The sequence below is a fragment of the Cycloclasticus sp. genome (genome assembly GCF_019090545.1).
Taxonomy (GTDB): domain Bacteria; phylum Pseudomonadota; class Gammaproteobacteria; order Methylococcales; family Cycloclasticaceae; genus Cycloclasticus; species Cycloclasticus pugetii.
In genome coordinates this window covers 1-26,710 of sequence record NZ_JAHRVT010000007.1, presented here as the reverse complement: position 1 = coordinate 26,710, position 26,710 = coordinate 1, and the positions used below count along the sequence as shown (strand labels likewise).

Annotated in this window: 23 protein-coding genes; 5 read left to right on the top strand and 18 right to left on the bottom strand. The window is 41.9% G+C overall.

The window, feature by feature from the left end; genetic code table 11:
* Positions 1 to 5: 5 nt before the first annotated feature.
* From KUG63_RS01280 to nirB, 4 genes are read right to left on the bottom strand one after another with little or no spacing between them, the layout of a single operon-like run.
* Entirely contained in the window at positions 6 to 2,207 is a 2,202-nt protein-coding gene (locus KUG63_RS01280) for a molybdopterin oxidoreductase family protein (RefSeq protein WP_015005624.1), read from the bottom strand.
* Between the two features lie 17 nt (positions 2,208 to 2,224).
* Positions 2,225 to 3,139 (bottom strand): PhzF family phenazine biosynthesis protein, encoded by a 915-nt coding sequence (locus tag KUG63_RS01275; RefSeq protein ID WP_020162009.1) that lies wholly within the window; start codon positions 3,137 to 3,139, stop codon positions 2,225 to 2,227.
* A gap of 13 nt (positions 3,140 to 3,152) precedes the next feature.
* Positions 3,153 to 3,512, bottom strand: coding sequence for a nitrite reductase small subunit NirD (gene nirD / locus KUG63_RS01270; protein WP_020162008.1), 360 nt, complete (start codon positions 3,510 to 3,512; stop codon positions 3,153 to 3,155).
* Between the two features lie 8 nt (positions 3,513 to 3,520).
* Positions 3,521 to 6,055, bottom strand: a complete 2,535-nt coding sequence (nirB, locus tag KUG63_RS01265; protein WP_016389573.1) for a nitrite reductase large subunit NirB — start codon at positions 6,053 to 6,055, stop codon at positions 3,521 to 3,523.
* Between the two features lie 304 nt (positions 6,056 to 6,359).
* Between nirB and KUG63_RS01260 the strand changes: the two genes are divergently transcribed.
* The 3 genes from KUG63_RS01260 (at position 6,360) to KUG63_RS01250 (ending at position 10,449) form a co-directional block, all read left to right on the top strand.
* A complete protein-coding gene (locus KUG63_RS01260) occupies positions 6,360 to 7,826 on the top strand; it encodes a NarK family nitrate/nitrite MFS transporter (RefSeq protein ID WP_015005620.1) in 1,467 nt (488 codons plus the stop codon).
* 18 nt (positions 7,827 to 7,844) lie between these two features.
* Positions 7,845 to 9,548, top strand: coding sequence for a bifunctional protein-serine/threonine kinase/phosphatase (locus tag KUG63_RS01255; protein ID WP_287553730.1), 1,704 nt, complete (start codon positions 7,845 to 7,847; stop codon positions 9,546 to 9,548).
* Between the two features lie 226 nt (positions 9,549 to 9,774).
* Positions 9,775 to 10,449 (top strand): NnrU family protein, encoded by a 675-nt coding sequence (locus KUG63_RS01250; RefSeq protein ID WP_015005618.1) that lies wholly within the window; start codon positions 9,775 to 9,777, stop codon positions 10,447 to 10,449.
* Positions 10,450 to 10,474: 25 nt separating this feature from the next.
* Here KUG63_RS01250 and KUG63_RS01245 read toward each other — a convergent pair whose 3' ends face one another.
* From KUG63_RS01245 to KUG63_RS01185, 13 genes are all read right to left on the bottom strand, one after another.
* Positions 10,475 to 12,196, bottom strand: a complete 1,722-nt coding sequence (locus KUG63_RS01245; RefSeq protein WP_287553727.1) for a bifunctional protein-serine/threonine kinase/phosphatase — start codon at positions 12,194 to 12,196, stop codon at positions 10,475 to 10,477.
* Positions 12,197 to 12,259: 63 nt separating this feature from the next.
* Positions 12,260 to 13,069 (bottom strand): formate/nitrite transporter family protein, encoded by an 810-nt coding sequence (locus tag KUG63_RS01240; RefSeq protein ID WP_015005616.1) that lies wholly within the window; start codon positions 13,067 to 13,069, stop codon positions 12,260 to 12,262.
* Between the two features lie 35 nt (positions 13,070 to 13,104).
* Positions 13,105 to 13,548, bottom strand: coding sequence for a cyanase (cynS, locus tag KUG63_RS01235; RefSeq protein WP_277642241.1), 444 nt, complete (start codon positions 13,546 to 13,548; stop codon positions 13,105 to 13,107).
* Positions 13,549 to 14,167: 619 nt separating this feature from the next.
* Entirely contained in the window at positions 14,168 to 15,916 is a 1,749-nt protein-coding gene (locus tag KUG63_RS01230) for a Na(+)/H(+) antiporter subunit D (RefSeq protein ID WP_020932773.1), read from the bottom strand.
* Positions 15,900 to 16,187: a hypothetical protein gene (locus tag KUG63_RS01225; protein ID WP_015005613.1), complete on the bottom strand. Its 288-nt coding sequence runs from the start codon at positions 16,185 to 16,187 to the stop codon at positions 15,900 to 15,902. The genes KUG63_RS01230 and KUG63_RS01225 overlap by 17 nt, the downstream gene beginning before the upstream one ends.
* A 12-nt stretch (positions 16,188 to 16,199) precedes the next feature.
* Entirely contained in the window at positions 16,200 to 17,675 is a 1,476-nt protein-coding gene (locus tag KUG63_RS01220) for a monovalent cation/H+ antiporter subunit D family protein (RefSeq protein WP_287553723.1), read from the bottom strand.
* Positions 17,676 to 17,685: 10 nt separating this feature from the next.
* Positions 17,686 to 19,176 (bottom strand): monovalent cation/H+ antiporter subunit D family protein, encoded by a 1,491-nt coding sequence (locus tag KUG63_RS01215; protein ID WP_015005611.1) that lies wholly within the window; start codon positions 19,174 to 19,176, stop codon positions 17,686 to 17,688.
* On the bottom strand, positions 19,173 to 19,529 hold the full coding sequence (locus KUG63_RS01210; protein WP_015005610.1) for a cation:proton antiporter subunit C: 357 nt from the start codon (positions 19,527 to 19,529) through the stop codon (positions 19,173 to 19,175). The genes KUG63_RS01215 and KUG63_RS01210 overlap by 4 nt, the downstream gene beginning before the upstream one ends.
* 7 nt (positions 19,530 to 19,536) lie before the next feature.
* Entirely contained in the window at positions 19,537 to 19,989 is a 453-nt protein-coding gene (locus KUG63_RS01205) for a Na(+)/H(+) antiporter subunit B (protein ID WP_015005609.1), read from the bottom strand.
* Entirely contained in the window at positions 19,979 to 20,563 is a 585-nt protein-coding gene (locus KUG63_RS01200; RefSeq protein ID WP_015005608.1) for a DUF4040 domain-containing protein, read from the bottom strand. The genes KUG63_RS01205 and KUG63_RS01200 overlap by 11 nt, the downstream gene beginning before the upstream one ends.
* Complete coding sequence (mnhG, locus tag KUG63_RS01195) at positions 20,560 to 20,895, bottom strand: monovalent cation/H(+) antiporter subunit G (protein WP_041230487.1); 336 nt, start codon at positions 20,893 to 20,895, stop codon at positions 20,560 to 20,562. Before mnhG ends, KUG63_RS01200 begins: the two co-directional genes overlap by 4 nt.
* Positions 20,892 to 21,197, bottom strand: a complete 306-nt coding sequence (locus KUG63_RS01190; RefSeq protein WP_287553718.1) for a monovalent cation/H+ antiporter complex subunit F — start codon at positions 21,195 to 21,197, stop codon at positions 20,892 to 20,894. Before KUG63_RS01190 ends, mnhG begins: the two co-directional genes overlap by 4 nt.
* Positions 21,194 to 21,673 carry a Na+/H+ antiporter subunit E gene (locus KUG63_RS01185; RefSeq protein ID WP_015005605.1) on the bottom strand — a complete coding sequence of 160 codons (480 nt, stop codon included), beginning with the start codon at positions 21,671 to 21,673 and terminating at the stop codon, positions 21,194 to 21,196. Before KUG63_RS01185 ends, KUG63_RS01190 begins: the two co-directional genes overlap by 4 nt.
* A 266-nt stretch (positions 21,674 to 21,939) precedes the next feature.
* On the opposite strand from KUG63_RS01185, the gene KUG63_RS01180 reads away from it, so the two are divergent.
* Both KUG63_RS01180 and KUG63_RS01175 read left to right on the top strand, forming a co-directional pair.
* Entirely contained in the window at positions 21,940 to 24,654 is a 2,715-nt protein-coding gene (locus tag KUG63_RS01180) for a cation-transporting P-type ATPase (RefSeq protein ID WP_287553715.1), read from the top strand.
* A gap of 60 nt (positions 24,655 to 24,714) precedes the next feature.
* On the top strand, positions 24,715 to 25,977 hold the full coding sequence (locus KUG63_RS01175; RefSeq protein WP_287553713.1) for an MgtC/SapB family protein: 1,263 nt from the start codon (positions 24,715 to 24,717) through the stop codon (positions 25,975 to 25,977).
* 128 nt (positions 25,978 to 26,105) lie between these two features.
* Here the strand turns inward: KUG63_RS01175 and hypB are convergent.
* On the bottom strand, positions 26,106 to 26,710 hold a 605-nt coding region (gene hypB / locus KUG63_RS01170), incomplete at its 5' end, for a hydrogenase nickel incorporation protein HypB (RefSeq protein WP_287553711.1).

The following is a 26,710-nucleotide window of genomic DNA, read 5'->3' as shown; positions in this document are numbered from 1 at the left end:
GGGACTTAAAATGTTCTTGCTTCTAAATTTAATCGTGCAGCAACTTCCTGATTTACATGCTCTATTCGTACTGCGCATTGTTTAAAGGCAGGTTGCCGTGAATGTGGGTCTAATAGTCCTAATGTAAGTCGGTTAACGCAATCAAAAAAGTGAAAGGGAATAAACACCATCGTCCTAGGTACTCGTTGTGTCAACATAACCATAACAACAGCATCACCACGACGTGAAATAACACGCACATAGGACTGATGCTCTATCCCCTGTTCAGCTGCTGTATCAGGGTTCATTTCCATAAATGGCGTTGGACTGTATTTATTGTTATTACCGACTTTTCCAGTTCTAGTACGTGAGTGAAAGTGCTCAACTAACCGGCCTGAATTCAACCAAAACGGGTATTGCTCGTCTGGTTTTTCATTATTATCGATAAACGGTAGCGGAATCAGTTTAGCCCGACCACCGGGATGGCGAAAAGTAGCTGGTTCGGTATACAAGCGTTTTCCACCTTTAAGCGGCTTTTCACCCTTATCCACCTGCTCTTGCGTATAAGGCCACTGAATGCCCTTATTCTGCTCAATCAAATCATGAGTCATACCCGATATATCAACCAGCCGTCCTTTGGATAGTTCGCGCATTTCATCAAACACTTCATGAAAATTATCAGGGAAGTTCATCTTTCTACCCTGTTCAAACTGTTTTGCTAGGCCGTTAAAAATATGTAAATCTGTTTTTGACTGACCATAGGGTTCTTTTACTTTACGAATAATATTGACCCTTCTTTCTGTATTCGTAAACACGCCTTCCTTTTCAGCCCAAATAGCCGCTGGTAGAAAAATATGTGCATATTGCGTTGTTTCCACATCAAGGTAAGAATCCTGCACTACACAACATTCAAGCTTTTCTAATGTTTTACGAATACGCGCCGTATTAGGCATTGATGTCATTGGGTTTGTACCCACCAACCACAGACCTTTAATTGCGCCGGTTTCAATGGCAGGAAATATATCTGTTTGTGCAAGCCCCCGTTTCTTTGGGAAAAACTCTGGATCTACGCCCCAGTATTTTCCAATATCAATTCGGTCTTGTTCATTCTCTAATAAACGATAGCCAGGTAGACCAGAACACGATGACCACTCTCGTGTTCCCATCGCATTACACTGTCCAGTAATAGACAAGCTGGTCCCACCTTTTTTACCAATGTTGCCAGTCAGCAAGCTAAGGTTATTAAGCCCCACCACTCCATCTGAGCCATGCGTGCTTTGATTAATACCCATCGTCCAAATATTCATTGCGGCGCCAGCTTTTGCGTACAAACGAGCAACATTACGAATCGTATCTTCATCAATACCGCATATTTTAGATGCCGTTATCGGGTCATAGTTTTTAACTTCTGCTGCTAATTCGTCAAAGCCAGTAGTATTCGCTTTTATATAGTCTTGATCTTCCAATCCTTCAGCCAGAATGACATGCATTAATGAATTCATTAACACGACGTCTGTACCGGGCGTAATTGCCAAATGCATATCTGCATTTTGCGCCAGCATGGTGACTCTTGGATCAATAACAATTAAAGGAAATTTTCGTTTTTCCTGCGCTTCTTTAAAACGCCAATAAATAATAGGGTGTTGTTCTGGTAAATTGGACCCCCAAGCAATCAGGCAATCGGTATGTTCAAAATCTTCATAACAACCTGGAGGGCCATCTGAACCAAAAGAGCGCTTATAGCCTGATACTGCCGAGGCCATACACAGTGTGGTATTGCCATCGTAGTTATTGGTTCCAATCACACCGCGGGCCAACTTGCCCAAGGTATAAAAACCTTCGGTTAAAATTTGCCCCGTTGATACAATGGCAAATGAGTCTGGCCCATAGGTATCTTGTATGCGTTTAATTTCAGAGGCCATTTTTTCAAAGCTTTCGTCCCAGCTCGCTTCTTGGTATTCATCATGAATATTTGAGCGCATCAGCGGTACGTCACCGCGACCTGCTGACTCAAACAATTCGTGTTCAAAAAGGCCTTTTACACATAACTTGCCTCGATTAACATCTGCATCAGCCACTCCTCGACTTCCTACTGGCACACCATCTTTGTCCGTGCCTACTTCAATTGCACAACCAGTTGAACAATAGCCACAAGTAGCATAGGTCCATTTTTCAATTTTTTTATCCGCGATCGCGATGGGATTTTTTTTATTCCGACCAAATAGCATCTTATTATCTCCCTCGTTTAACCTAGCAACAGTTCGCTTTTACTGACCAACAATGAATCGCCACCCACCCTTAAAGTTATTGGGCGGCCTTCTCGTTTATCCATTTCTACATGTAACAAACTTCGGCGAGTTTCTGCTGTGCCACGATCAATTGCAAAACTATAAGTACCCAGCCGTATATGCTCATGAGAAGCTAGGTAGCCAGCAAAGGTAGGCAAGACCGAACCAAGAGGTGGGTCCTCACGATCGCTGATATTTGGACCCATTAAACGCCCGTGGAAATTACAATCGTCTAGGTCCGTTTTTGCACTAAAAATTAAAATTTCTTGTGCTGCCATAGCGGGTGCTGACGACTCACCCCAAGCCTTCACATCAAAACATGCTTTACGTACATCCGCCTGTGATTTCAGTGGCACAATTAAATAAGGTAAGCCACTCGACACAAGGCGTGTGTAATAGCTTGAATGGTCTATATCTTTCTCATCAATCGATAATAGTTTTGCTAACTCTTGATCCGTGGGTGTAAATCGGTCAACAACAGGCATACTACTTAATGTAAATTGCACATACCGCTTACCATTCGCATCCTTAGAAATATTTGCGGTAACATCTTGGCTATTTTGCTTTACCATAATGCTTGTATAGTCGCCTTCCAAGCTAACTTTTCCAGTTTCCACTAAAACATTGGCAATCGCTAAAATAGGATGTCCTGCAAAATCCTTCTCGCCATCCGGCGAAAAAATTCGAGCTTTAAAGGTACTACGGCCCTCATCTGCTTTATAAACGAATGCCGTTTCAGATAAATTTATTTCACGTGCTATACGACCAAGCTGCTCTTCTGGCAGATCCTCTGCATCTGGGAAAACAGCAACCTGTGCCCCTTGAAAAAGCGTATCGGTAAAAACATCGAGAGTGTAATAAGTTACTTTCATTATTTAGCCTTCATTAACTGTTTGTACCGACGACAACTCGGCCATTTATTATTTTTACTGGGTATGCATTAATACAAACACTCTCGTCTTCTAAGCATTGCCCTGTTTCTAGATTAAAGTGCTGTTTATAAATCGGCGATGCCACCACAAGTTCATCACCTATACTGCCAATTATCCCTCTGGATAAAACGTTCACCTCGCTAAAAGGGTCGTAATTACTAAGCGCATAAACTTGTTCGGTCTTTTTCACATAAAACAAAGCTATTTGTCTCTCATCTATCAAAGCAGCTGTACCTGCATTTTCATTTAGATCTGTTAACGCACAGACATCCACTTCACTACTTTTTAATTCATTAACCATTCGTGTATTCATCCGTTTGTTTAAACTTCTTCAAGTTGTGCTGGTATTTCCTCTTTTCGCGCAGGCCGTATTTGATCCCTTTCTGAAACAAATACAATTTGGCTATCGCCTTTGTCAGAATTTACAAACGCTTTAAAGGTTTTTGATTTTTCTTCGTTTTCAACTGTTGTCTTCCACTCACATTGATACGTATCAATAACATTTTGCATTTCTGTTTCAAACGTTTCAGCAAGCCCTAATGAGTCTTCAATGACCACTTCACGCAAATAATCAATGCCGCCTTCTAGGTTCATCATCCATGTAGATGTACGTTGTAATCGATCTGCTGTTTTTACATAAAACATAAGGAAGCGATCAATATATTGAATCATTGTTTCGTAATCTAAGCCTGTTGCAAACAAGTCGGCATGTCTCGGCTTCATACCGCCGTTGCCGCACAAGTACAAGTTCCAACCATTTTCTGTGGCGATCACGCCAACATCTTTGCTTTGCGCTTCTGCACACTCACGAGTACAACCCGAAACAGCAAACTTTATTTTGTGTGGTGTGCGCAAACCCTTGTAACGATTCTCTAAATCAATCGCCGTTGTCACACTATCGGCAACGCCATATCGGCACCACGTACTACCGACGCAGGATTTAACTGTTCGTAAAGATTTACCGTAGGCGTGACCTGTTTCAAAGCCCGCATCAATTAATTCTTTCCAAATAACAGGTAGGTCTTCTTGGTGCGCACCAAATAAATCAACACGCTGCCCACCGGTAATTTTCGTATACAAATTATATTTTTTGCCAACCTCACCCAGAGTAATCAGCTTGTCAGGTGTAATTTCACCACCTGGAATCCGAGGTACGATTGAATAAGTGCCATTTTTCTGAATATTGGCAAGATAACGGTCATTCGTGTCTTGCAGGCCAGTATGTGGAGTTTCTAATACATAATCATTCCAGCAAGAAGCAAAAATAGACGCTAGCGTTGGCTTACAAATATCACAGCCATACCCCTTACCATGTTTTTCGATCATTTCATCGAACGTTTTAATCTTGCCGACACGAACCAAGTGATAAAGGTCTTGGCGGGTATACGCAAAATGTTCACACAAATCTGTATTAACATCCATCCCCAGTTTTTCTAACTCTTTATTCAGTACTTGACCAACAAGTGCCGTACAACCACCGCAGCCTGTTGTTGCACTGGTACACTCTTTAAGGCTTGCCATCGTTGTAGCGCCATCTGAGATGGCTTGGCAAAGCGCACCTTTGGATACATCAAAACAAGAACATATTTGCGCAGCATCCGGTAAAGCTTCAACACCTAAACCTGTTGCGCCTGAGCCATCTCGTTGTGGCAAAATTAATGCATCCGGATACTCTGGCAAAGCAATATCGTTCAGTTTAAGTTGTAACAAATTACCGTAATCAACCGTATCGCCAATTAACACCGCACCTAATAAGCGTTTATTATCTTCACTGACGACGATCTTTTTATAAACGTCATCTGCACCATTGACATAAGTGTAAATCTTCGCCTTTTCAGTGGTTGCATGCGCATCACCAATACTCGCTACATCCACACCCATCAGTTTTAATTTCGTGCTCATATCTGCACCGGTAAAACTATTCTCCTTGAGTGATAACCGGTCTGCTACAACTTGGGCCATTTGATAACCCGGTGCCACCAAACCAAATATTTTGCCATCCCATAAAGCACACTCGCCTATCGCATAAATGTCTTTATCTGACGTTTGACAATGATCATCAATAACAATACCGCCTCGCTCACCAAGTGTCAGACCACAATCACGAGCAATATCATCACGCGGTCTAATACCGGCTGAAAATAAAATAACATCGGTTTCAATATGTGAGCCGTCAGCAAAGTTCATCCGATGCAGACACTGCTCACCATCAACAATGCCTTGTGTATTCTTTTGGGTATGTACGCTAACACCTAACTCTTCAATTTTCTTACGTAACACTGCGCCAGCGCCATCATCAATTTGTACGGCCATCAACCGTGGCGCAAACTCAACAACGTGTGTTTTCAACCCCAAGTCTTTTAACGCTTTTGCGGCCTCAAGACCCAACAAACCACCACCAATAACAACGCCTACCTTAGATTCTTTACCTGCTTTCGCAATATCAATTAAGTCATCAATAGTTCTGTAGACAAAACAATTTTCCCTTTCATGGCCTGGGATAGGTGGAACGAAGGGAAAGGACCCTGTCGCTAGAACAATTTTATCGTATGAAATACGTTGACCCTTATCGGAGGTAACGATTTTTTTGTCACGATCAATGTGGGCTGCACGATCACCGATATGAACGGTAATATTATTTTTTTCAAAGAAATCCGGCTCAACAAGTGACAGATCCTCTTCAGTTTTACCATTAAAGTATGACGATAGTTGAACACGGTCATAAGCAAACCTCGTTTCTTCACAAAACGTTGTTATATCGTAGTTTTGCATTTCATCGCTGTTTACCATGGACTGTAGGAATTTATGCCCAACCATACCGTTACCAATGACAACTAATTGTTTTTTATTACTCATGCTTTATGTATATCCAAAATTCTTTATAGTCAAACCTCCTTAGCACGCAACATGCCAACATCAACCACCACCTCTCTAACAATTGATTTTTAAGCAGAAAATTTTTAAAAACATATAAAAAAAGACAGTCAAAACAGTTTTTTGCTTTAGTGCTGTGCAATAAAAACCCCAATCGCATTAACTTGGTGCAAAAAAGCACATTACCCCAAACAAATAACTACAACGACCATTAAGAGTAAGTAAATACTTAGCTGGCATAGCTTTTGCTCTTACCCTCACAATCTATTGAAGGAGACACATTGCAATGTCGCAAAAACTAAATTTATTATCGTTCAAAGGCAATATTCGTATTTTACATACAACTTGGTTTGCCTTTTTTATCAGCTTTATGGTGTGGTTTAACCATGCCCCATTAATGTCTGTTATCAGAGATGTCTTTAACTTAACAGCTCAAGAAGTGTCAGTTTTACTCATCCTGAACGTTGCATTAACAATCCCTGCACGCATTATTGTAGGCATGATGGTGGATAGCTTTGGCCCTCGCCGCATGTTCTCAGGCATACTAATATTCTCTAGTTTTTTATGTTTATTTTTTGCTTGGGCACAAACTTTTGAACAACTTGCCTTAGCTCGTTTTTTACTGGGTTTTGTTGGCGCAGGTTTCGTTGTTGGTATCCGTATGATCGGCGAGTGGTTCCCCGCTAGACAAACTGGTATCGCACAAGGTATCTATGGTGGCTGGGGTAATTTTGGCTCGGCAGGTTCCGCCATGGCTTTACCCGCTTTAGCTTTATGGATAGGCGGTGAGGATGGCTGGCGTTATGCATTAACAGCTACCGCAGTGATCGCTTTTTTCTATGGTATTTTTTATTATTTAAGTGTCACAGATACACCAAAAGGTTCAACCTATTTCAAACCTAAAAAAGTAGGTGGAATGGAAGTCACCAGTAAGCTTGATTTGACGCTTTACTTAATAATGAGCATGCCCATTTATGGTGCACTCGCATTGCTCACATGGAAACTCTCTCCAAAGGGTATGGGCTGGTTAAATGAGCAAGTAGTCATTATCACCTATGCATCCATTGCCATTGTCTACCTGTATCAAGCGATGCATATTATTAAAGTTAACAAAGATATTTTCAGCAAAGAAGTGCCTGATTTATTTCGCTATCAATTTAAACAAGTTGCCATTTTAGATCTTGCTTATATGGTGACATTTGGTTCTGAATTAGCCCTAGTCTCTATGTTGCCATTATTCTATATCGATATGTTTGGCTTATCGCCTGTAACAGCTGGGCTACTAGCCGCCATTTACCCTGTGATGAACTTAATAGCTCGACCTGGCGGCGGTATGATGAGTGATAAAATTGGCCGCAAAAAATCACTTGTTATTTTGTTTTCAGGTATTAGCGTTACCTTTTTATTACTCGGTCAAGTTAGTGAAACATGGGCTGTACCGTTAGTTGTGGCATGTACTATTTTATGTGGGCTATTTTCTAAAGGCGGGTCTGGTGCAGTGTATGCCATGGTGCCTCTAATTCAACGTCGTATGACTGGCCAAGTCGCTGGTATGGTGGGCGCTTACGGCAATGTAGGTGGCCTTATATTTCTAACTGTTCTTTCTTTTGTTTCTCCGCAAGTCTTCTTTATGGTGATTGGAGGAACAGCCGCCACCGTTTTATTATTTATGTTTATTTTCTTAGAAGAGCCTAAAGGACAAACAGCCGAGGTGCTTGAAGATGGTACAGTAGAACTTATCGATGTGACATAACCCATCAACACCACTAACATGCAATCAGAATCGATTATAGACCTTGGTCAATCATCCGATAAAGGCCTTAAAACGGACAATGAAGACAGTTATGGTGTTTTACTACCTGAATCACCTGTTTTAGAGCAAAAAGGGGTGGCTGCGGTTATAGCTGATGGTGTTAGTGGCTGTGAGGCCGGTAAACTTGCCAGTGAATCTTGTGTAAAAAGCTTATTGGGTGATTATTACTGCACACCTGACACTTGGACGGTTAAAACCTCTGTTCAAAAGGTTTTAACCGCTACTAACCGTTGGATGTTGGGGATGGCACAGCAAGGTGGTGCTAACCAAAAAGGCTTAGCCACTACTATGAGCGCCTTAGTTGTTAAATCTTCCACCGTGCATTTATTCCATATTGGCGATACACGTATTTACCGAATACGCGATAAGCAATTGGAGCTACTCACGGACGATCATCGTTTCTGGGTATCCAAAGAAAAAAATTACCTCACTCGTGCAATAGGCATTGATCTACATTTAGAAATTGACTACAGCCATTTTCTATTGGAAGAAGGCGATACTTTTTTATTCACCACGGATGGTGTTCATGAGTTTGTCAGTGACAACATCATGCTGGCACAAGTAAATAATAATACCGACAATTTTGACCGTGCTGCTCGAAACATTACTGATCTTGCAATGAAAAATGGCAGCCATGACAATGTCACCTGCCAAATTGTCAGGTTTAATCAACGACCACACGTTAATGAACAGGAAATATACCGTAAATTAACTGAGCTACCTTTTCCTCCTGACTTAAGTGCCGGCATGACCTTAGATGGTTACCGAATTGAGCGAGAACTACATGCCAGTAATCGTACACAAGTGTATCTGGCAACAGATATTCAAACACAACAGCAAGTTGTTATTAAAACACCGTCTGTTAATTATGTAGATGACCCTACATTTTTAGATATGTTTGTGCAAGAAGAATGGATTGGCCGCCGAATTGATAACAATCATGTTCTAAAAATTATTGAACAAACAAGGACACGTCGCTTTCTTTATTACGTCACCGAATACATCGAAGGACAAACACTCAGGCATTGGATGAGTGACAACCCCCAACCCAGCTTACACGATGTTAGAGGCATCGTTAGGCAAATTGCTCGAGGCCTCAGAGCTTTTCATAAAAAGGAAATGATTCACCAAGACCTGAAACCAGAAAACATCATTATCGATACCCAAGGCACCGTTAAAATAATAGACTTCGGCTCTACAAAAGTTGCCGGTGTAGAAGAAATAGCATCTCCCATTCAACGTTTAAATTTATTGGGAACTCAACACTACACAGCACCAGAATACCTATTAGGTCAGCCCGCTAGCTACCGTTCAGACGCTTTCTCTTTAGGCGTTATTACCTACGAAATGTTGACAGGAAAACTCCCTTTTGGGGAAAAATACGGTGAAAAAGCACTTAGTAAATTGCACTATATTCCAATATTAGAAATCGATACGGACATTCCACTTTGGATTGATGGTGCAATCAGAAAAATCGTCAACAAAAAACCTTCAAATCGATACGAGGAAATATCAGAATTTATTCACGACCTCTCACACCCGAATAAATTATTCACCACTGCCGTTCACACGCCCTTAGTTGAACGTAACCCTCTCGCCTTCTGGAAGGCAGTCGCGCTATTAAGCTTATTCACCAATGCAGCCCTTTTGCTCATAAAGTAAATCCATGTTTTCATAACGATAACGCTTTTCGCTATCATCTTAGCGACCCTATATCACTAGCGCTTTCTTGATCTACATCCTCTCATGCCAAAAAAAACTAGCTTTTTGAATTAACAATTACATAAATACACGACGCTTCGCAAAATTTTAAGTATGCTTTATGCTAGTTCGAATAACAGCCCCATAGTTAAAAAGGGCGCTAATAACTAGCTGGAGGAGCAACCCCATGAACTCACTAACCGCGGCTTGTCTTTTTTTTCTTGGCATGCACTGGATTATTTCTGGCAGCCCCTTGCGTGCTCACATTGTTAACATTCTTGGCGAAACCGTCTTTAAGGTCTTATTCTCGCTGAGTATATTTATTGCTTTAGCTTGGATGGGGTTCGCCTATCAAAGCGCTCCTTATATCGCCACTTGGGGAACAGCTGAAGCCTTAAAACCAGTCAGCATTGGGCTCACCTTCTTTGCCTTTTTGTTATTACCAATGAGTATTTTTGATAAAAACCCAACCTTAATGGGGCTTGTTCCACCCGACCAAGTCACAACCCGTGGCATGGTACGCATCACACGGCATGCAGGACTTATTGGGTTAGGATTATGGGGCTTCGCTCATTTTATTGTCAACGGCGATTGGGCCTCCCACCTTCTGTTTGGAACGATTGCATTTGAAGGGCTTATTGCGCCTATGAATTTAGACCGTAAATACAAGGCCCGGTATGGTGAGTCTTGGGTTAAATTTACCGAACAAACATCCTATATTCCTTTTGTAGCTATTTTAAACAAACGTAATAAACTTGTTTTGAGCGAACTTAATATCTGGGCAGCACTAGCAGGTACCGCCATATTCTTTGCCGTTATGTACTTTCATCAAACATGGTTCGGCGGCTCCCCTTTGATTTAGCCTATACCAATAAACATAAAACCCGTTATTGGCTAAGTAAATATAAAACCAAGATCGTTAACATTAACGTGGTGCTCTTCCAAAAAAGCACAGGGTCACGCTCCATCAAAGGTGGACGAGTTTTATTTATAAACTCTTTATTTGGTTGTCGCAGGTCAAAAATAAACTCTGATAGCTCCCCATATCGCTTATAAGGATCAGGATGCACTGCCTTTTTTAACACATCGTCAAACCATACTGGAATCTCTTTTTCATCATCGAGCACCGTTTTATAATTCAATTTATTTTGCGCCGACTTGCTTTTACACCTCGCCACATCCACGCCATAAGGTAACCGACCTGTTAACATCTGATACGTAATAACACCTAAAGAGAATAGGTCTGAACGGCTTGTACCGCTTTGTCCAAGGAAATATTCTGGCGCAGTATACTGAGCAGTGCCGAGTATGTCGTCTTGCTGCCTTGAACTTGATATGTCCATGATGCCAGCCACCCGTGTCGAACCAAAATCAATAATCTTCACCGTCCCTGTTGAATCGATCATGATGTTGTCTGGTCTTAAATCTTGATGCAGCATCTCCAATCGGTGGAAAGCCCGTAAGCCTTTAGCAACCTGCTCAATAATGCCGCGTACTGTTTCTAAATCAGGCGTAGGATTATCTATCATCCATTGTTTTAAAGTCTGCCCTTCAATAAACTCCATTGCTAGATACAAGTAGTTTCGTTTGCGACTCTGTTTACAGGGTTTCAGCACATGTGCATTATTGATACGTCTCGCAATCCACTCTTCCATTGTAAAGCGCTCTAGATAAGCAGAATCATCTCTTAGATCAACGGAGGGCGTTTTAATAACAACCTGCTCTCCAGTGTCGTCATCAAGCGCTAAATAAACGTGACTACGACTACTTTGATGAATAGCGCGAATAATTCTATATCCATCCATTGTCATGCGAGCATCTAATAACGGGGCAAATGGAAGCTCAGTAATGTGTTGGTAAAGCTCACTTGTCTCATGATCTGGTAGTGCATCAATACGAATAATTTGCGCCGTTAAATTATCATCGCTACCTTGCTCATATGCTGTATTAACAATAAGCTTTGCCGCCTCATCTAATTGATCGGCGTACTCATTGATTGTTTTAACGATAAACACATCATTAACAAACTCATACACCCCGTCTGTTGCCAAAAAGAATATATCGCCCTCTGCCACAGCCATGCTTTGATAATCAATATCGAGTTGTTGCTTAACCCCCATTGCTCGGCTAAGGTAACTTTTACCCTCTGCTACCCATAATCTATGATCGTTGGTAAGCTGTTCTAACGACTGATCATTCAGGCGATATACTCGGCTGTCTCCAACATGAAAAATGTGTGCTGTTCTTGACTTAATAACCATGGCACTGCACGTGCACACATAACCACGATCTTTATTAAACCGGTGTGTACTTTGTTGGCTTTGGGCGTATAGCCAAGAGTTGGTAGCCCTTAGCACCCGTTCAGCTGATTGTTTAACAGACCAAGTCTCGGAGGTGCAATAATAATCCGAGATAAAACCACTCACCGATGATTCACTGGCAATATGGCTTACATCACTACTACTGATACCATCGGATAAAACAACCGCTATGCCCTTAGATGTTAGCATCGGCTCATCAGGAATATAAACACCATGAAAGTCTTGGTTTATATCCTTTTTACCTTTATCTGAATATTGACCTACGGATATGTTTAATCGATTTGTCATTTTAAATAAAGGCCAGCCTAAGCTTAGGCTGGCCTTGGTCCATCAGTTGTTTAATGGAAATGATTATATAGAACGATTTGGACTGGTTCTAACATGAGTGAAGTATAGTGGAAGCCCTACCAAGCACAAACCACCAGCTAGGTTGCCAAGTACTGTTGGCAGCTCATTCCAAACTAAATAGTCAACAAACGTAAACTCCCCACCCATAATCATTGAAAATGGGAACAGGAACATATTAACAATTGAGTGTTCAAAACCCATAAAGAAGAACAGCATAACAGGCATCCACATCGCTAACATTTTACTGGTAGCAGAAGTCGAAATCATTGCACCAACCACACCCATTGAAACCATCCAGTTACATAACATGCCGCGAATAAAAATCGTAAACCAGCCATCAACACCGTGTGTTTTATAGCCTAACGTTCTAGACTCACCAATCGTACTGACTTTGGCAGCAATAGCGCCTCCATCGACACTGTAGCCGTAGGTTAAGATAAACGACATCATAAACGCTGTTGTGAGCGCTCCTGCAAAGTTACCAATAAACACAAGCCCCCAGTTTCTAAATACTTGACCGATGGTGACACCTGGCCTCTTATCAATTAATGCTAATGGCACTAAGGTAAATACCCCTGTTAATAGATCAAACTTCATTAAGTACAGCATGATAAAACCCACAGGGAACAAAATAGCACCAATTAATGGAGACCCCGTTTTCACAGCAACCGTAATGGCGAAAATGGCGGCAAGCCCAAGAATAGCACCGGCCATAAAAGCACGAATAAACGTATCTTTTGTCGACATATACACTTTGGATTCACCAGAATCCACCATTTTTGTAACGAATTCACTCGGCTCTAAATATGACATTTTATATACTCCAGTTTTACAAATTAATTAAATGATTAGTAACTTTTATACGGAAGAAACTTCCCACTCATTACAATATTCACACGATCACCCAATGGGTCTGGTTCACGTTTAAGATCCATGCTGAAATCAATAGCACTCATAATTCCATCACCAAACTCCTCATGTATCAGTTCTTTAAACGTCGTTCCGTACACATTAACTAGTTCATAAAAACGATAAATTAAAGGGTCTGTTGGAACGGCTGTAGGTAAGGAGCCCTTATAAGGAACTACTTGTAATTGGGTCGTCGCATCAACAGGCAAATCAAGCATCGTACCAAGTGTCTCGGCTTGCTCTTTCGTTAATGTCATTTGCCCTAATAAAGCCGCCGTTGTCCATTCTTTACTCTTATCTATCGCTTTTGCTAACTCAGACCAGGTAAAACCCATGGCTGATTTTTGTAAGATAATTAATTCAGTTACCTCATTACGTGTCATTGCAAACTCCTTTATAAATAGTCTAAATAATGATTACCAACCTCTAGTGCCGTAAAATTAGTTCTACCTCGTCGCACTTTAAGTTTACTTAAAGCAACTACAATGCCACCCTATTTTTTTTAACACCTTCTTATTAAAAAAAGACTTTAGAATCAATCTATTAAAAATAAATATTTTTATACTTAACTCGAATAATAAATGTCTAAATAAATTTATTTTCAAATTTAAGAATCCATATACTCTACTGCACTATATATGCGCAACTTTCATCATGCAGCGCACCATAAATGTGCCTTATATACAGTCTTCCACTTTTAAATCTGTGTTTTATAAAGCGTCTTAAACGATATATTTAGGTAATTATTAGATATGGTAGGAGTAAAAAATGGGCCAGCGTATAACAAACAGCCCTACTTATTAACGAAACGAGTGAACACTCATCTACGTTATTATTTTTATAATACGGCACCTTGGCATGTTGTGCTCACGATGAGACGCAAGTCAAAACTGCTGGGAAAAAACAAAACGATTAGAGTACAGAGAAGGTTTTCTACTGTGGGTTAATACCCTATGCCAATAGCGAAAAGACTTTAAGTTCTTGTTATAAGCCTATTAGCTGTTATTTAAAATAAATATCAGCTAATAGGTATCCACCTAAAATAACGCCAATCCACAACACCATACTTCCGGTTGGCCAGCTACTCGCTAAATGATATTGAGATAAACGACTGGCTTGAAAAGCCGATTGAGCACCTTCCCAACTTTGACGAAGAGTGGCTACTACAACACGGTTAAGCTGATCCAATAATTTATAACTCGCCCTTGCTGTTGCAGGTAATAGTTTTCTATACGTCCACTCAACATCAATATTAACCGAGCGTAGCTCAGGTGGGTACAAGCCTTTTTTGTTTAACCAAACAAAGGCTAACGCAGAGAAAAAGAGTAACTGTAACTGGGTCAATACATGTGTCAAATCATACGGCCAATAATCAAATTTCCATGGCAATAACGCATAAAGGTATTGTGGCTGTGTACCAATAAATATACATAAGAAAGCCGCAACGCCCATTGCAATTAACATGTTAATCGGCGCCTCTTTAACCCTAATTCCCGAATCATGATGAAAAAAAGCAAAGTACGGTACCTTAATACCCGCGTGATGGAATACACCTGCCGCTGCAAACAATAACATCAACCAAACTACTTCATGCCCTTCTTTCAGCACAGCAACCATGATTAATGATTTTGCAATAAAACCACTAAATAAGGGAAAAGCAGAAATTGAGGCGGCGCCAATAATACAAAATGTTGCTGTCCAGGGCATGCTCTTATACAAGCCGCCAAGATCTGAGCCTCTAATGTTAGCAACACGATACATGACTGCACCCATTGACATAAACAACAGTGATTTATAAATGATATGTGCGAAGGCATGTGCAACTGTGCCATTTAGCGCTAGAGCAGTGCCAATACCAACACCTACCACCATAAAACCCAACTGGTTAATCATACTGTACGCTAGAACACGCCTGAGATCATTTTCAACGACCGCATAGAAGATTGGGAAACAGGCCATTACAGCACCGATATAAATCAGAAGCTCTGTTCCAGGATACCCACGTGCTAAAGCATATACCGCAAGCTTAGTCGAAAATGCAGATAAAAAGACTGTCCCACTAGCGGTCGCTTCAGGGTAAGCGTCTGTTAACCAATTGTGTAAAAAAGGAAACGCACACTTAATACCAAATGCTAAAAATATTAACCAACTGCCGATACCATTAAGCCCAATATAATCAAAAGCCAATGAAGCATGTTCATTGTAATAGACCAAAGCACCCGCTAGTAATAACACACCAGAGGCTACCTGAAATATCAAATAACGCATGCCCGACTGAATGGCACGGTCAGTACGGTTAGCCCAAATCAAGAATACTGAACTTAATGCCAGGCATTCCCAAAAAATAAATAAACTTATTAAATCCCCTGCAAACACTGCCCCTAGCGCACTGCCTGCATAAAGTAACCCTGCCACCTGTTGCGTGGTATCCCGCACATGTAAGGCATACACGATGGCAATAAAGCTGGCAATATGAAATAAATAACCAAATAACAAACTCAACTTATCAACTCGCATAAACTCAAGTTGATACGTAAATACGGTTAATGGATATGATAATGCAGTTGCTTTGACTAAGGTATCACTTGCCTGCATTGGAACAAACGGTTGTACATCTAACCATAAATGTAAACCACCCAAAACCGGTGTTGCAAGTAGAATTATATTACGTACCTGACCACGCGTAACCAGTACCAATATCGCGGCAATAAAAAAAGGAATGAAGGGTGGTAAATTACTTATCCACATCATCTTTCTTTTCCTTCATTTCATAATAATCTTCATCCCTCATGAGTACCTTGCGCATTTCCTTGGAAATAAAAACTAGCAACACACAAGCCACAAAACCATATAGGGCATAAAAACCTGGAAAGCCTTCCCAGGGGTGAACGGTATGACGATGAACAAAGAAGTCTGCAATAAACAACCCTGCAGAAATGATATAAAAGCCTAATAACAGACGCGAAACATTGCGTGGGTTATCAAACAAGTAAGTTTTTTCATCTTCAATTTTGTTTGACATATTAAGTACTCTCTAACGACCCGTCGCTGCATCTACAGCGAGGTTATAAAATGGGTCAGAATAAAAAAACAAAACGATACAAGCGAGTGATGTAAACCCTATAGCCATTAACATACTGATGGGCGCCTCTTTTATCTGTGTATACACCACACCTTCTTTAGGTTTTGCAAAAAACGCACGCACTGATATTGGTAATAGATATGCGATGTTAAGTAATGAACTAAGCATTAAAACAGTTAACAATACCCATTGTTCAGTTTGCACCATACCTAATGCTAAATACCACTTACTCCACATGCCACCAAAAGGAGGTAAACCAATAATACTCAAACTGCCAATAGTAAATGCGGCAAAAGTGATCGGCATAACACGGCCTAAACCGTCCATATCACTAATATCCTTTTTATGCGCTGCTACTAAAATAGCCCCTGCAGCAAAAAACAAGGTGATTTTCGCAAATGCATGCATTGCAATATGCATAGATGCGCCGATTAAGCTCATCTCAACAGCCACCAGTGCGCCCAATACAATGTAACTGAGTTGGCTGATGGTTGAATACGCTAAACGTGCTTTAAGGTTATCCTTAGTCATTGCAATCAATGAGGACAATAAGATAGTTACTGCGGCAAACCAAATAAGCCAATCACTGGCTCCTGAGCTTGTAATAAAATCACTACCAAAAATATAAATCGTCACTTTAAGGATCGCAAATACACCCGTTTTCACAACGGCAACAGCATGTAACAAAGCACTGACTGGCGTAGGTGCAACCATCGCGGCAGGTAACCATTTATGGAATGGCATGATAGCCGCTTTACCAACACCGAAAACAAACAAGGCATACAGAATACCAGCATAGGCAGGATCTAGCTTACCAGCCAAAATACCGCCATCTTTAAAATCAAGCGTACCCGTTATTGACCAAGTCAGTAAAATAGCCAACAACTGGAAACCAATAGAGGTTCCCAAAAGAATACCCAAATAGATACGGCCACTGCGCTTTGCTTCTTTAGTACCCGCATGCGTAACAAGTGGATAGGTTGATAGCGTTAATATTTCATAGCAAAGAAATAAGGTAAACATATTGCCAGAAAATGCTGCCGCTAGCGTACTAGCAATGGCAATGGCAAATGCGGCATAAAAGCGTGTTTGGTTCTTTTCATGGTGACCTCGCATATAACCGATCGCATAAATGGAGGTTACTAGCCACAAAATACTCGCCACCAAGGCAAACAACATCCCTAACGGTTCTACTGAAAAACTAATATTGATGCCAGGAATCACTTCAAACACATCAAAACTTGGTCGCTCACCAGCGTTCACTTGGCCAGCAAGTGTCATCACTAATAGAGCAACCATCACGGCTGTAATGAGTGTTATTGCTTCACGAAGATTAGGTTTTTTACCCGCTAACACAATTAAAACTGACGCCACTAGCGGCATTAAGATAGCTAATTGGATTATTTGCTCGCCTGCTAAGCCGATCATTTATTCAACCTCATTCGCTAGCACCTGGAAGCAATAATTTAACCGCCTGCTCTGCCGTACCCACGGTCAGCTCAGTATTAAAACCAAAATACACATTAGCCAATACCAATACCCACATGGGGATTAGCATCATTAATGGTGCCTCTGTTGCACTTATTTGCCCTTGTTGTGGTTTATCAGCTACTTTGAAGTACAGTACTTCAACGAGCTTCCAAACATACACAACGGCCAACAACGAACCCGTTAAGATTACACCAACAATAAACCAATTCTGTTTTTCAATCGCCGCCAGTACTAAATACCATTTAGAAATAAAACCTGCCGTACCGGGCACGCCAATTAAACTAAGCCCGCCTATCACAATCGCCCCAAAGGTCCACGGCATTTGCTTACCTAACCCAGAAAAGTGCTCAAGGCGACTAGAACTGACTCTATAAACTAAGGTACCGATTGCCATAAATAAAGCTCCCTTCATTAAGGCGTGGTTAAATAAATGCACCATAGTTGCCGTAACACCTAGGACACTTCCTAAGCCTATACCCAGCATCATATAACCAATTTGAGCCACACTAGAGTATGCCAGTAAGCGTTTACTGTCTTTCTGGTAAATGGCATAAAATGACATCGATAAAATACCCATTACGCATAACAATATAAACAACTCATCCGCTGGTGTATTTTCAATAAACGAAAAGCCAAACACTGAAAATACCATACGTAACATGACATAAACTGCAACCTTTGTTGCCGTCGCTGCAAGAAAAACAGACACAACCGTCGGCGCATAAGTGTAAGCATTAGGTAACCAAAGGTGTAATGGAAACAAGGCTAACTTTAATGCAAAGCCCACCATAATAAATGCAAAAGCGGTATGAATAGTACGATGGTTATATAACTCTGGTAACCGTTGCGATAAATCCGCCATGTTAAGCGTGCCAGTCATCGCATAGAGTAAACCCACCCCAATAATAAAGAATGTTGCTCCAATCGTCCCCATAATTAGATATTGATAAGCCGCCGTCAATGCCTGACGTTGCCTACCCAAACTTATTAATGCATATGATGATAAAGACGAAATCTCTAAAAAGACAAACAAATTAAATATATCGCCTGTTTGCGCAATACCCAATAAACCGGTCAAACACAACATAAACGCCGTATAAAAAAGCGCGTGCTGCTTCTCTGGAATCTCCTTAATAACGCTTTTTAATGCGTAGGGTAAGGTTAGCGCAGCAATACCAGAAACCACCAAGGCAACCAGTGCATTTGCCGCATCAATACGGTATTCAATACCCCAAGGAGGAGCCCAGCCACCAAGTTCATAACTGATCGTATGCCCTGTGCTGACATTGATTAATTGCCAAGCCGCCATATAAAAAACTGACCAGCTCACTATCGTACTAACGGCCCAAGGCAAACGGCCATTTGGTAGCACCGCTATAATAGGTGCCGCCATTAAAGGTAAAACAACTAACAGTAGACTTAGGTGGCTTTCTATCATAATGATTGATCCTGACGATGAATATCATCTTCTTCGATAGTGCCATACGCTTCTTTGATTCGAATGACAAGCGCTAAACCCAAGGCAGTTGTTGCCACACCGACCACAATAGCCGTCAGAATTAATACATGAGGCAAGGGATTAGAGTAAAGATCGACGCCCTTTTCTATAATCGGTACCGCACCGCCTTCTACATTACTAATGCTGATATAAAGCAAAAAAACTGAAACCTGAAAAATATTCAAGCCAACAATTTTTTTTATCAAATTGCCATGACTAATAACGGTATAAAACCCAGCCATCATAATAACAATGACCAACCAGTAATTATAATGCCCAAGAATCATCTCCATAAATAACTTATTCCAATCCTGACTCAGGCTCTGATTTTAAGTTTGGTCTGCCGCGTTCAGCAAACGTAAAAAACATTAGCAACATCACAGACATTACGGTGATACCCACACCCAACTCAATGACCAAGATACCAAGATGCTGACCCGCTATTTGCGTAGCCCCTAGCACGCTGTATTCTAAATAATTACCACCTAAGATTAATGCCGCTACACCCGTTCCTGCATAAATTAATACGCCTAAACTGGCAAGAAGGCGAAGAACATACGGTGAAATCACTGCTTTTGCATTATCTACGCCAAAGACTAACGCATATAAAATAATTGCTGCGCTAAAAATCACCCCCGCTTGAAAACCGCCACCAGGGCCAAAATCGCCATGGAACTGAACATAAAGTGCGAACAGCAAAATAAGGGGGATAAGGAATTTTGAAACAACCCGTAAAATTAAATTATGCTTCACCGTTATCGTCTCTTTTCTCTAATTGAGGTTTACGCCGACGGCCACCAATCAACAATAGTACTGCAATACCTGCAGTAAAAATAACAGTGACTTCACCCAAGGTATCAAACCCACGATAACTCGCTAGTATCGAAGTCACCACGTTGGGCACGCCTGTATCAGATAAACTGTTACCTAAGTAATAGGGTGCTACGTGCTGATTCGCCGGTGCTGCCAAATCACCAAATGCGGGTATATCCCATGTGCCATAAATTAATAACGCACCGGTAACTAACACCACCATGAAAGGGAGCCATGGGTTATGTGTTGCTCGTTTTTCTTCTTTATTAATATCTTTGGGTGAGTAGGTCAGCCCGAGCGTTGCCAACATCAACACCGTCGATATACCAGCACCCACTGCAGCCTCAGTAAAAGCCACATCAGCGGCATCCATAACCACAAACAAACCAGCTGATAGAAAACTAAATCCAGCAAATAGCATGATGACCGTAAATATACTTTTCAGACGAATAATCGCAATCGCATGGATGGCAATAAGGCTGAGCAATATAATATCAACAACATTATCTATCATTCATCACCCAACTTGCTTGAATCCGTTGTGTCGTCGTTTGAAAGTTTAGGTTTAAGCCCACCCAACATAGCCGCATTAGCGAGGGAATGTGAGGCAGTAGGACTAGTAAAAAAAATAAACACGAAAATTAGAAATAATTTAAAACTGGCTATTGTTAAGCCTGCCTGAAAAGCTAACCCTAATAAAAAAAGTCCTGCACATAAGGTGTCTGTAATACCAACGGCATGAAGTCTTGTATAAAAATCAGGGAAACGCAGTATACCGATACCACCAACAATACCCAGAAAACTACCCAATGCTAAACAGACCCAGCTGAGTATATCCATCATCATTTTTCTTTCATCTTCTGTTCGTTATTAACTACCGTCTTACCTTCAGTATAAAAATTACCCTGCTCAATTAATTTTAAAACAGCAACCACGCCAATAAAGTTAATCAGCGCGTAAACCAACGCAATATCAAGCAAGTCATGTCGATCAGTCAAAAAGGCATAGGCAGCAATTAATAAAATTGTTTTAGTGCCCAACATATTCATTGCCGCAATACGGTCATAAACCGTTGGCCCCAGTAAAGCTCTTACCAAGGGCAATAAAATAACAACTAAAATGGCGAGTGTTGCGGCAGCGTACATCATAAAGTGTGTTCTGGCATATCAGGAACAGCCTTGGCCATCTCACCCGATTTTAAATGAGCAGCGCCTTCTTTACTTAACGCATGTACTTCAATTTCATCGTCTGATAACTTCAAGGTCACAGTACCTGGTGTCAGCGTAATCGCGTTAGCATAAATAACTTTACTTAAGTCAGTTTCTTTACTGGCGCGAAGTGTAACAACTTGCGGACTAATATTAACAGGCCCAAGCGTCAGAATCCGTTTCGCCACATCAATATTAGATTTAATAATTTCCGCTCCCAAGTAAAAGTAATAATGTAACAAGCGTAAACTTAGATGAAAAGGGTAACTTTCATGATCAATAATATCCATTCGCCTTGCAAGATAGACACTGATCACCGTAGATAAAACACCTAACCCGATCAACAACGTTTCGGTATGCCCTGAGAGCATAAACCAGAATATAAAAATTGTACTCGCTACAACCACTGTTCTCATTATTTTAACTTTCCATGTACCTTAGTTTTAGAAACCTCAAGCTGAAAATAGTATAGCTGGGGTATTTCAAGAACGAAAGAAAATAGATCGAAATAATAGCGAATCCGATACGGTGCCTGAAAAACGATTAAATTAAACTTTGCCGGTCACTCCCACTTACCAGAACCGATTTTTTTCCAATAAGCAGTTTATACAAGATCTGTTAGGATGATAGATAAGGTGCTTACCAACGTTGATATTTTTTTATACGCTAACAATGGGCAAATATGAAAAACACAGGTGCGTCGTCAAAGACTAATTGGCATGGAATTTCCTCCGACCTTACACTGGAGGCCCTAGGCTCCTCACAAAACGGCTTGACTAAAATCGACGCTGAAGCTCGTTTTTCCACCCATGGTCCCAACCGAATGCCACAAGCACCCCGTCGTAACTCCTTGGTACGCTTTCTTCTGCATTTTCATAATATCCTTATCTATGTACTACTCGGCGCTGCTCTAATTACCGCCCTTCTAGGTCATTGGGTCGATACTTGGGTTATTTTGACGGTGGTCGTTGTTAACGCCATTATCGGCTTTATGCAAGAAGGAAAAGCCGAACAGGCTATGGATGCCATCCGCCATATGTTAGCGCCTCAAGCCAATGTTATTCGTGCTGGAGAGCGCGCCAATATCGCTGGCGAGCAATTGGTTCCCGGCGATATCGTCATACTGGAGGCCGGTGATAAAGTGCCCGCTGACCTTCGAATAATTAACGCACATGGATTAACTGTGCAAGAAGCAATTTTAACCGGTGAATCTGTACCAGTGGATAAACACACACACTTAGTTGCCGAGAATGCCGCCTTAGGAGACCGTAGCTGTATGGCTTACTCCGGCACACTCGTCACTAGTGGTCAGGGCAAAGGGGTGATAGTGGCGACAGGGTCAGACACTGAGATCGGTCGAATCAGTGGATTACTATCGCAAATCGAAACGCTAACAACACCGTTAGTGACACAGATGAATGTGTTTGCCAAATGGCTGACCATTTTGATTCTTGTCATCGCTGTGATCTTATTGGCATTCGGCTACTTTGTTGCACATTACGATTTTACTGAGATATTCATGGCTGTAGTGGGGCTTTCTGTGGCGGCGATTCCTGAAGGCCTACCAGCAGTCCTCACTATTACCTTGGCTATTGGTGTGCAAGCCATGGCTCAGCGCAACGCCATCGTACGACGCTTGCCTGCCATAGAAACGCTTGGATCGGTATCAGTCATTTGCACAGATAAAACTGGCACCCTAACTCGCAATGAAATGATGGTTTCCTCTGTACTCACTCACCGCCATCTTTTTACCCTAGAAGGTAGTGGCTATGAACCCAAAGGTTCACTCATGCTGGAGGACGCTTTTGTGTCTCCAGCGCAACACGCCGTACTGGAAGAGTTGGCCCGCGCCTCAATACTCTGCAATGATGCCTCGCTGCGCGAACACAATGGGGCCTGGATTGTTGAAGGCGACCCAATGGAAGGCGCGCTACTAAGCTTCGCCGGAAAAATGGATTTGAATACCCGTCAAGAACAAGCTAGCTGGGCTCGAACCGATGCCATTCCTTTTGACGCTAAACATCAGTTTATGGCAACACTCAATCACGATCATGAGCATCACGCTTGTATACATGTAAAGGGTGCGCCAGAACGTATGCTCGCCATGTGCGCGAATCAACGAAGCGCCAATGGTGGCACTGAACCTTTAGATACCGTTTATTGGAGCGAGCAGGCAGACGCCATTGCCGCACTCGGTCAACGTGTACTGGCGATTGCGGTTAATCCCACTTCACCAGCACACACAGTATTAGAACATGCAGAGGTATCAGGTTCGTTAACGTTGATTGGTATGTTGGGCATGATTGACCCGCCCAGACAAGAGGCCATTACAGCGGTAGCAGAATGTCATGATGCTGGCATCCAAGTAAAAATGATTACTGGTGATCACACGAAAACAGCTGCTGCCATCGGTAAGCAGGTTGGTCTACAAAACACGACTAAAGTCCTCAGCGGTAAAGAGCTTGATGAACTTGATGACACAGCACTGAGTCAAGCAATATTAGAATGCGATATATTTGCCCGCACCAACCCAGAGCATAAATTACGCTTGGTCATGGCCTTACAAGCCCACGGAAAGACCGTTGCGATGACTGGTGATGGTGTTAACGATGCACCCGCGCTAAAGAGAGCTGATGCCGGTATTGCCATGGGGTTAAAGGGCAGTGAAGCGGCAAAAGAAGCAGCAGACCTAGTATTAGCCGATGACAACTTTGCTTCCATTGTGGCCGCTGTACGCGAAGGTCGCACGGTATACGATAACTTAAAAAAAGTCCTCAGCTGGACGCTACCGACCAACGCCGGTGAAGCCATGACAATCGTATTAGCCTTGCTTTTGGGAATGACGCTACCGATCACCCCGATTCAAATTCTATGGGTTAACCTGATTACCGCCATAACACTGGGCATTGCTTTGGCGTTTGAACCCACCGAGAAAAACACCATGCGGCGACCACCGCGATCACGTCATGAACTACTATTAAATGGTGGTTTGCTTTGGCATATCGTACTAGTATCGTTTCTGTTTCTCTGTGGCGTCTTTGGCACTTACAGCTACGCCATAGATAATGGTTATTCAGTCAATTTAGCAAGAACCATCGCGCTAAACACCTTGGTCGTGATGGAAATCTTTCATCTGTTTTTTATTCGAAACATTTATAGTGCCTCATTAACTTGGCAGGGAGTACGCGGCACCAAAGTCGTCTGGGCTGTTGTTATCTCCATAACGATTGCACAATTTGCTATTACCTATTTGCCGTTACTACAAACAATTTTTTCCACTGAGTCTATCCCCTTCTTAGACGGTCTTATCATTATCGCGGTTGGTATCGCACTGTTTACTATTATTGAGGCAGAAAAACAGATGCGGCTCGCATTCCAAAAAATGAAAGGAGAGTGATGGAAAAATCCAACTTTATACATACTACAACCTTCTATAAGCCAACCACTGGAGAAAAAAGTGAACGGTTTTGTTGATGCTAAACAGATAACGCTTATGGGCATAGCGCTAGCTATAGGTCTTCTTATCGGTGCCGAACGTGGCTGGAAATCCCGTGAAGCAAAAGACGGTGAAAGGATAGCTGGCCTGCGAACATATGGTCTGACAGGGCTTCTGGGTGGCGGAGCTGGTTTGCTGTCACAGTACCTTGATGCAATGGTATTAGGTTTTATTTTTTTGGGATTCTCTATCACCGTAGCAACGGCCTATACAGTGCAGCGAAACAATAGCGAAGATGCCAGCATTACCAGCCTCATTACAATGCTGCTGACCTTTATATTGGGCGTATTTGCTACCCTAGAGCATGTAGATCTGGCAGCATCTATCGCTGTACTGACAGCAATATTATTACGATATAAAGAGGCATTACATGGCTGGTTAAAAAAACTAGAAAAAAAGGAACTGCATGCCGCTTTGCAACTTCTTCTTATTTCTGTCGTTCTTCTGCCTATCCTCCCCGACCGTGGTTATGGGCCTTGGCAAGCTTTAAATCCCTATGAAATATGGTGGATGGTTGTTCTCATCGCAAGCATTTCATTCAGCGGTTATTTTGCGATGAAGATAGCTGGGCCAAGCAGAGGGGTCATCTTAACTGCACTAGCAGCAGGTATGGCATCATCCACTGCCTTGACCTTGCATTATGCTCGGTTATCCCAAAAGCAAGAGACCATGAGGAACCTGCTAGCGGCAGGTATCTTACTTGCCTGTGGCACCATGTTTCCTCGTGTTCTATTGGTTTCTAGCCTTATCAATCCAGCGCTGTTCAGTAAACTACTGGTTCCCATGTCAGTTATGATGGCTGTGGTTTTATTATCATCACTTGTCATCTGGCATAAAAAAGCCGCTCAGACACCCGCTAAGATGACCCATTTGATTAATCCACTAGAGCTAAAATCTGCACTGTTTTTCGGCGCTTTATTGGTGCTCGTCATCTTGTTAAGTAAGGCAGCGATTGATTATTTTGGTGAAGCGGGTATTTATTTGATGACAATGATATCGGGCATTGCCGATGTGGACCCGATTAACCTGGCACTGTCTAGAATGAGTACCACCGATTTATCAGTCAACCTCGCCGCATTGGGCATTGTTATTGCTGCATCGTCAAACACGCTTGTTAAAGCATTATTAGCCAGCTTTATTGGCGGCCCGGGGCTGGGGATGCGCGTTCTACTGCCATTATTGGCTGCGTCTGCAGTTGGACTTACAACTGCTTGGCTAATGTGATGAGTTTTCTTGTGATTGGTGCTCTAGCCTCTTCTCCAACAGGTTCTGCTAAATAATATTAAAATTGATTGTTTTAATCATCTACTGTGGGTTATGCACAATGTTCGTTATAAATTTCAGTGACGCGCCTAAACAGCCTTTAATGTTCGTTGCGCCTTGATCCATTGCACCCACTCGCTTAAACCATCGCCCTTTGTCGCTGAGAGTTCAATAATTATTAAGTTCGGATTGATCTGCTTAGCGTATTCGACACATTTATCCATATTGAAATCAACATAGGGCAACAGATCAGTTTTATTAATGATCATCAAATCCGCTGCATAAAAAATATCTGGGTATTTAAGCGGTTTGTCTTCGCCTTCGGTTACTGACAGCATAACGACCTTGTAGGCCTCGCCAAGATCAAATGGTGCCGGACAGACCAGATTGCCTACATTTTCGATAAATAACACGCCTTTATCTGCTGGGTTTAAGTCCTCAATGGCATGCCCCACCTGATGAGCATCCAAGTGACAACCCTTACCGGTATTAATCTGAATAGCCTTCGCGCCAGAATTGCGAATGCGCTCAGCATCCAGTTGACTGCTCTGATCGCCTTCAATCACATTAATGTCCAGCTGATCTTTCAACGCATCAATCGTTGCCGTTAATAATGAAGTTTTACCAGAGCCTGGACTGGAGATAATATTCAATGCAAAAATCTCATGTTGCTGTAAATACTGTCTATTTTTTG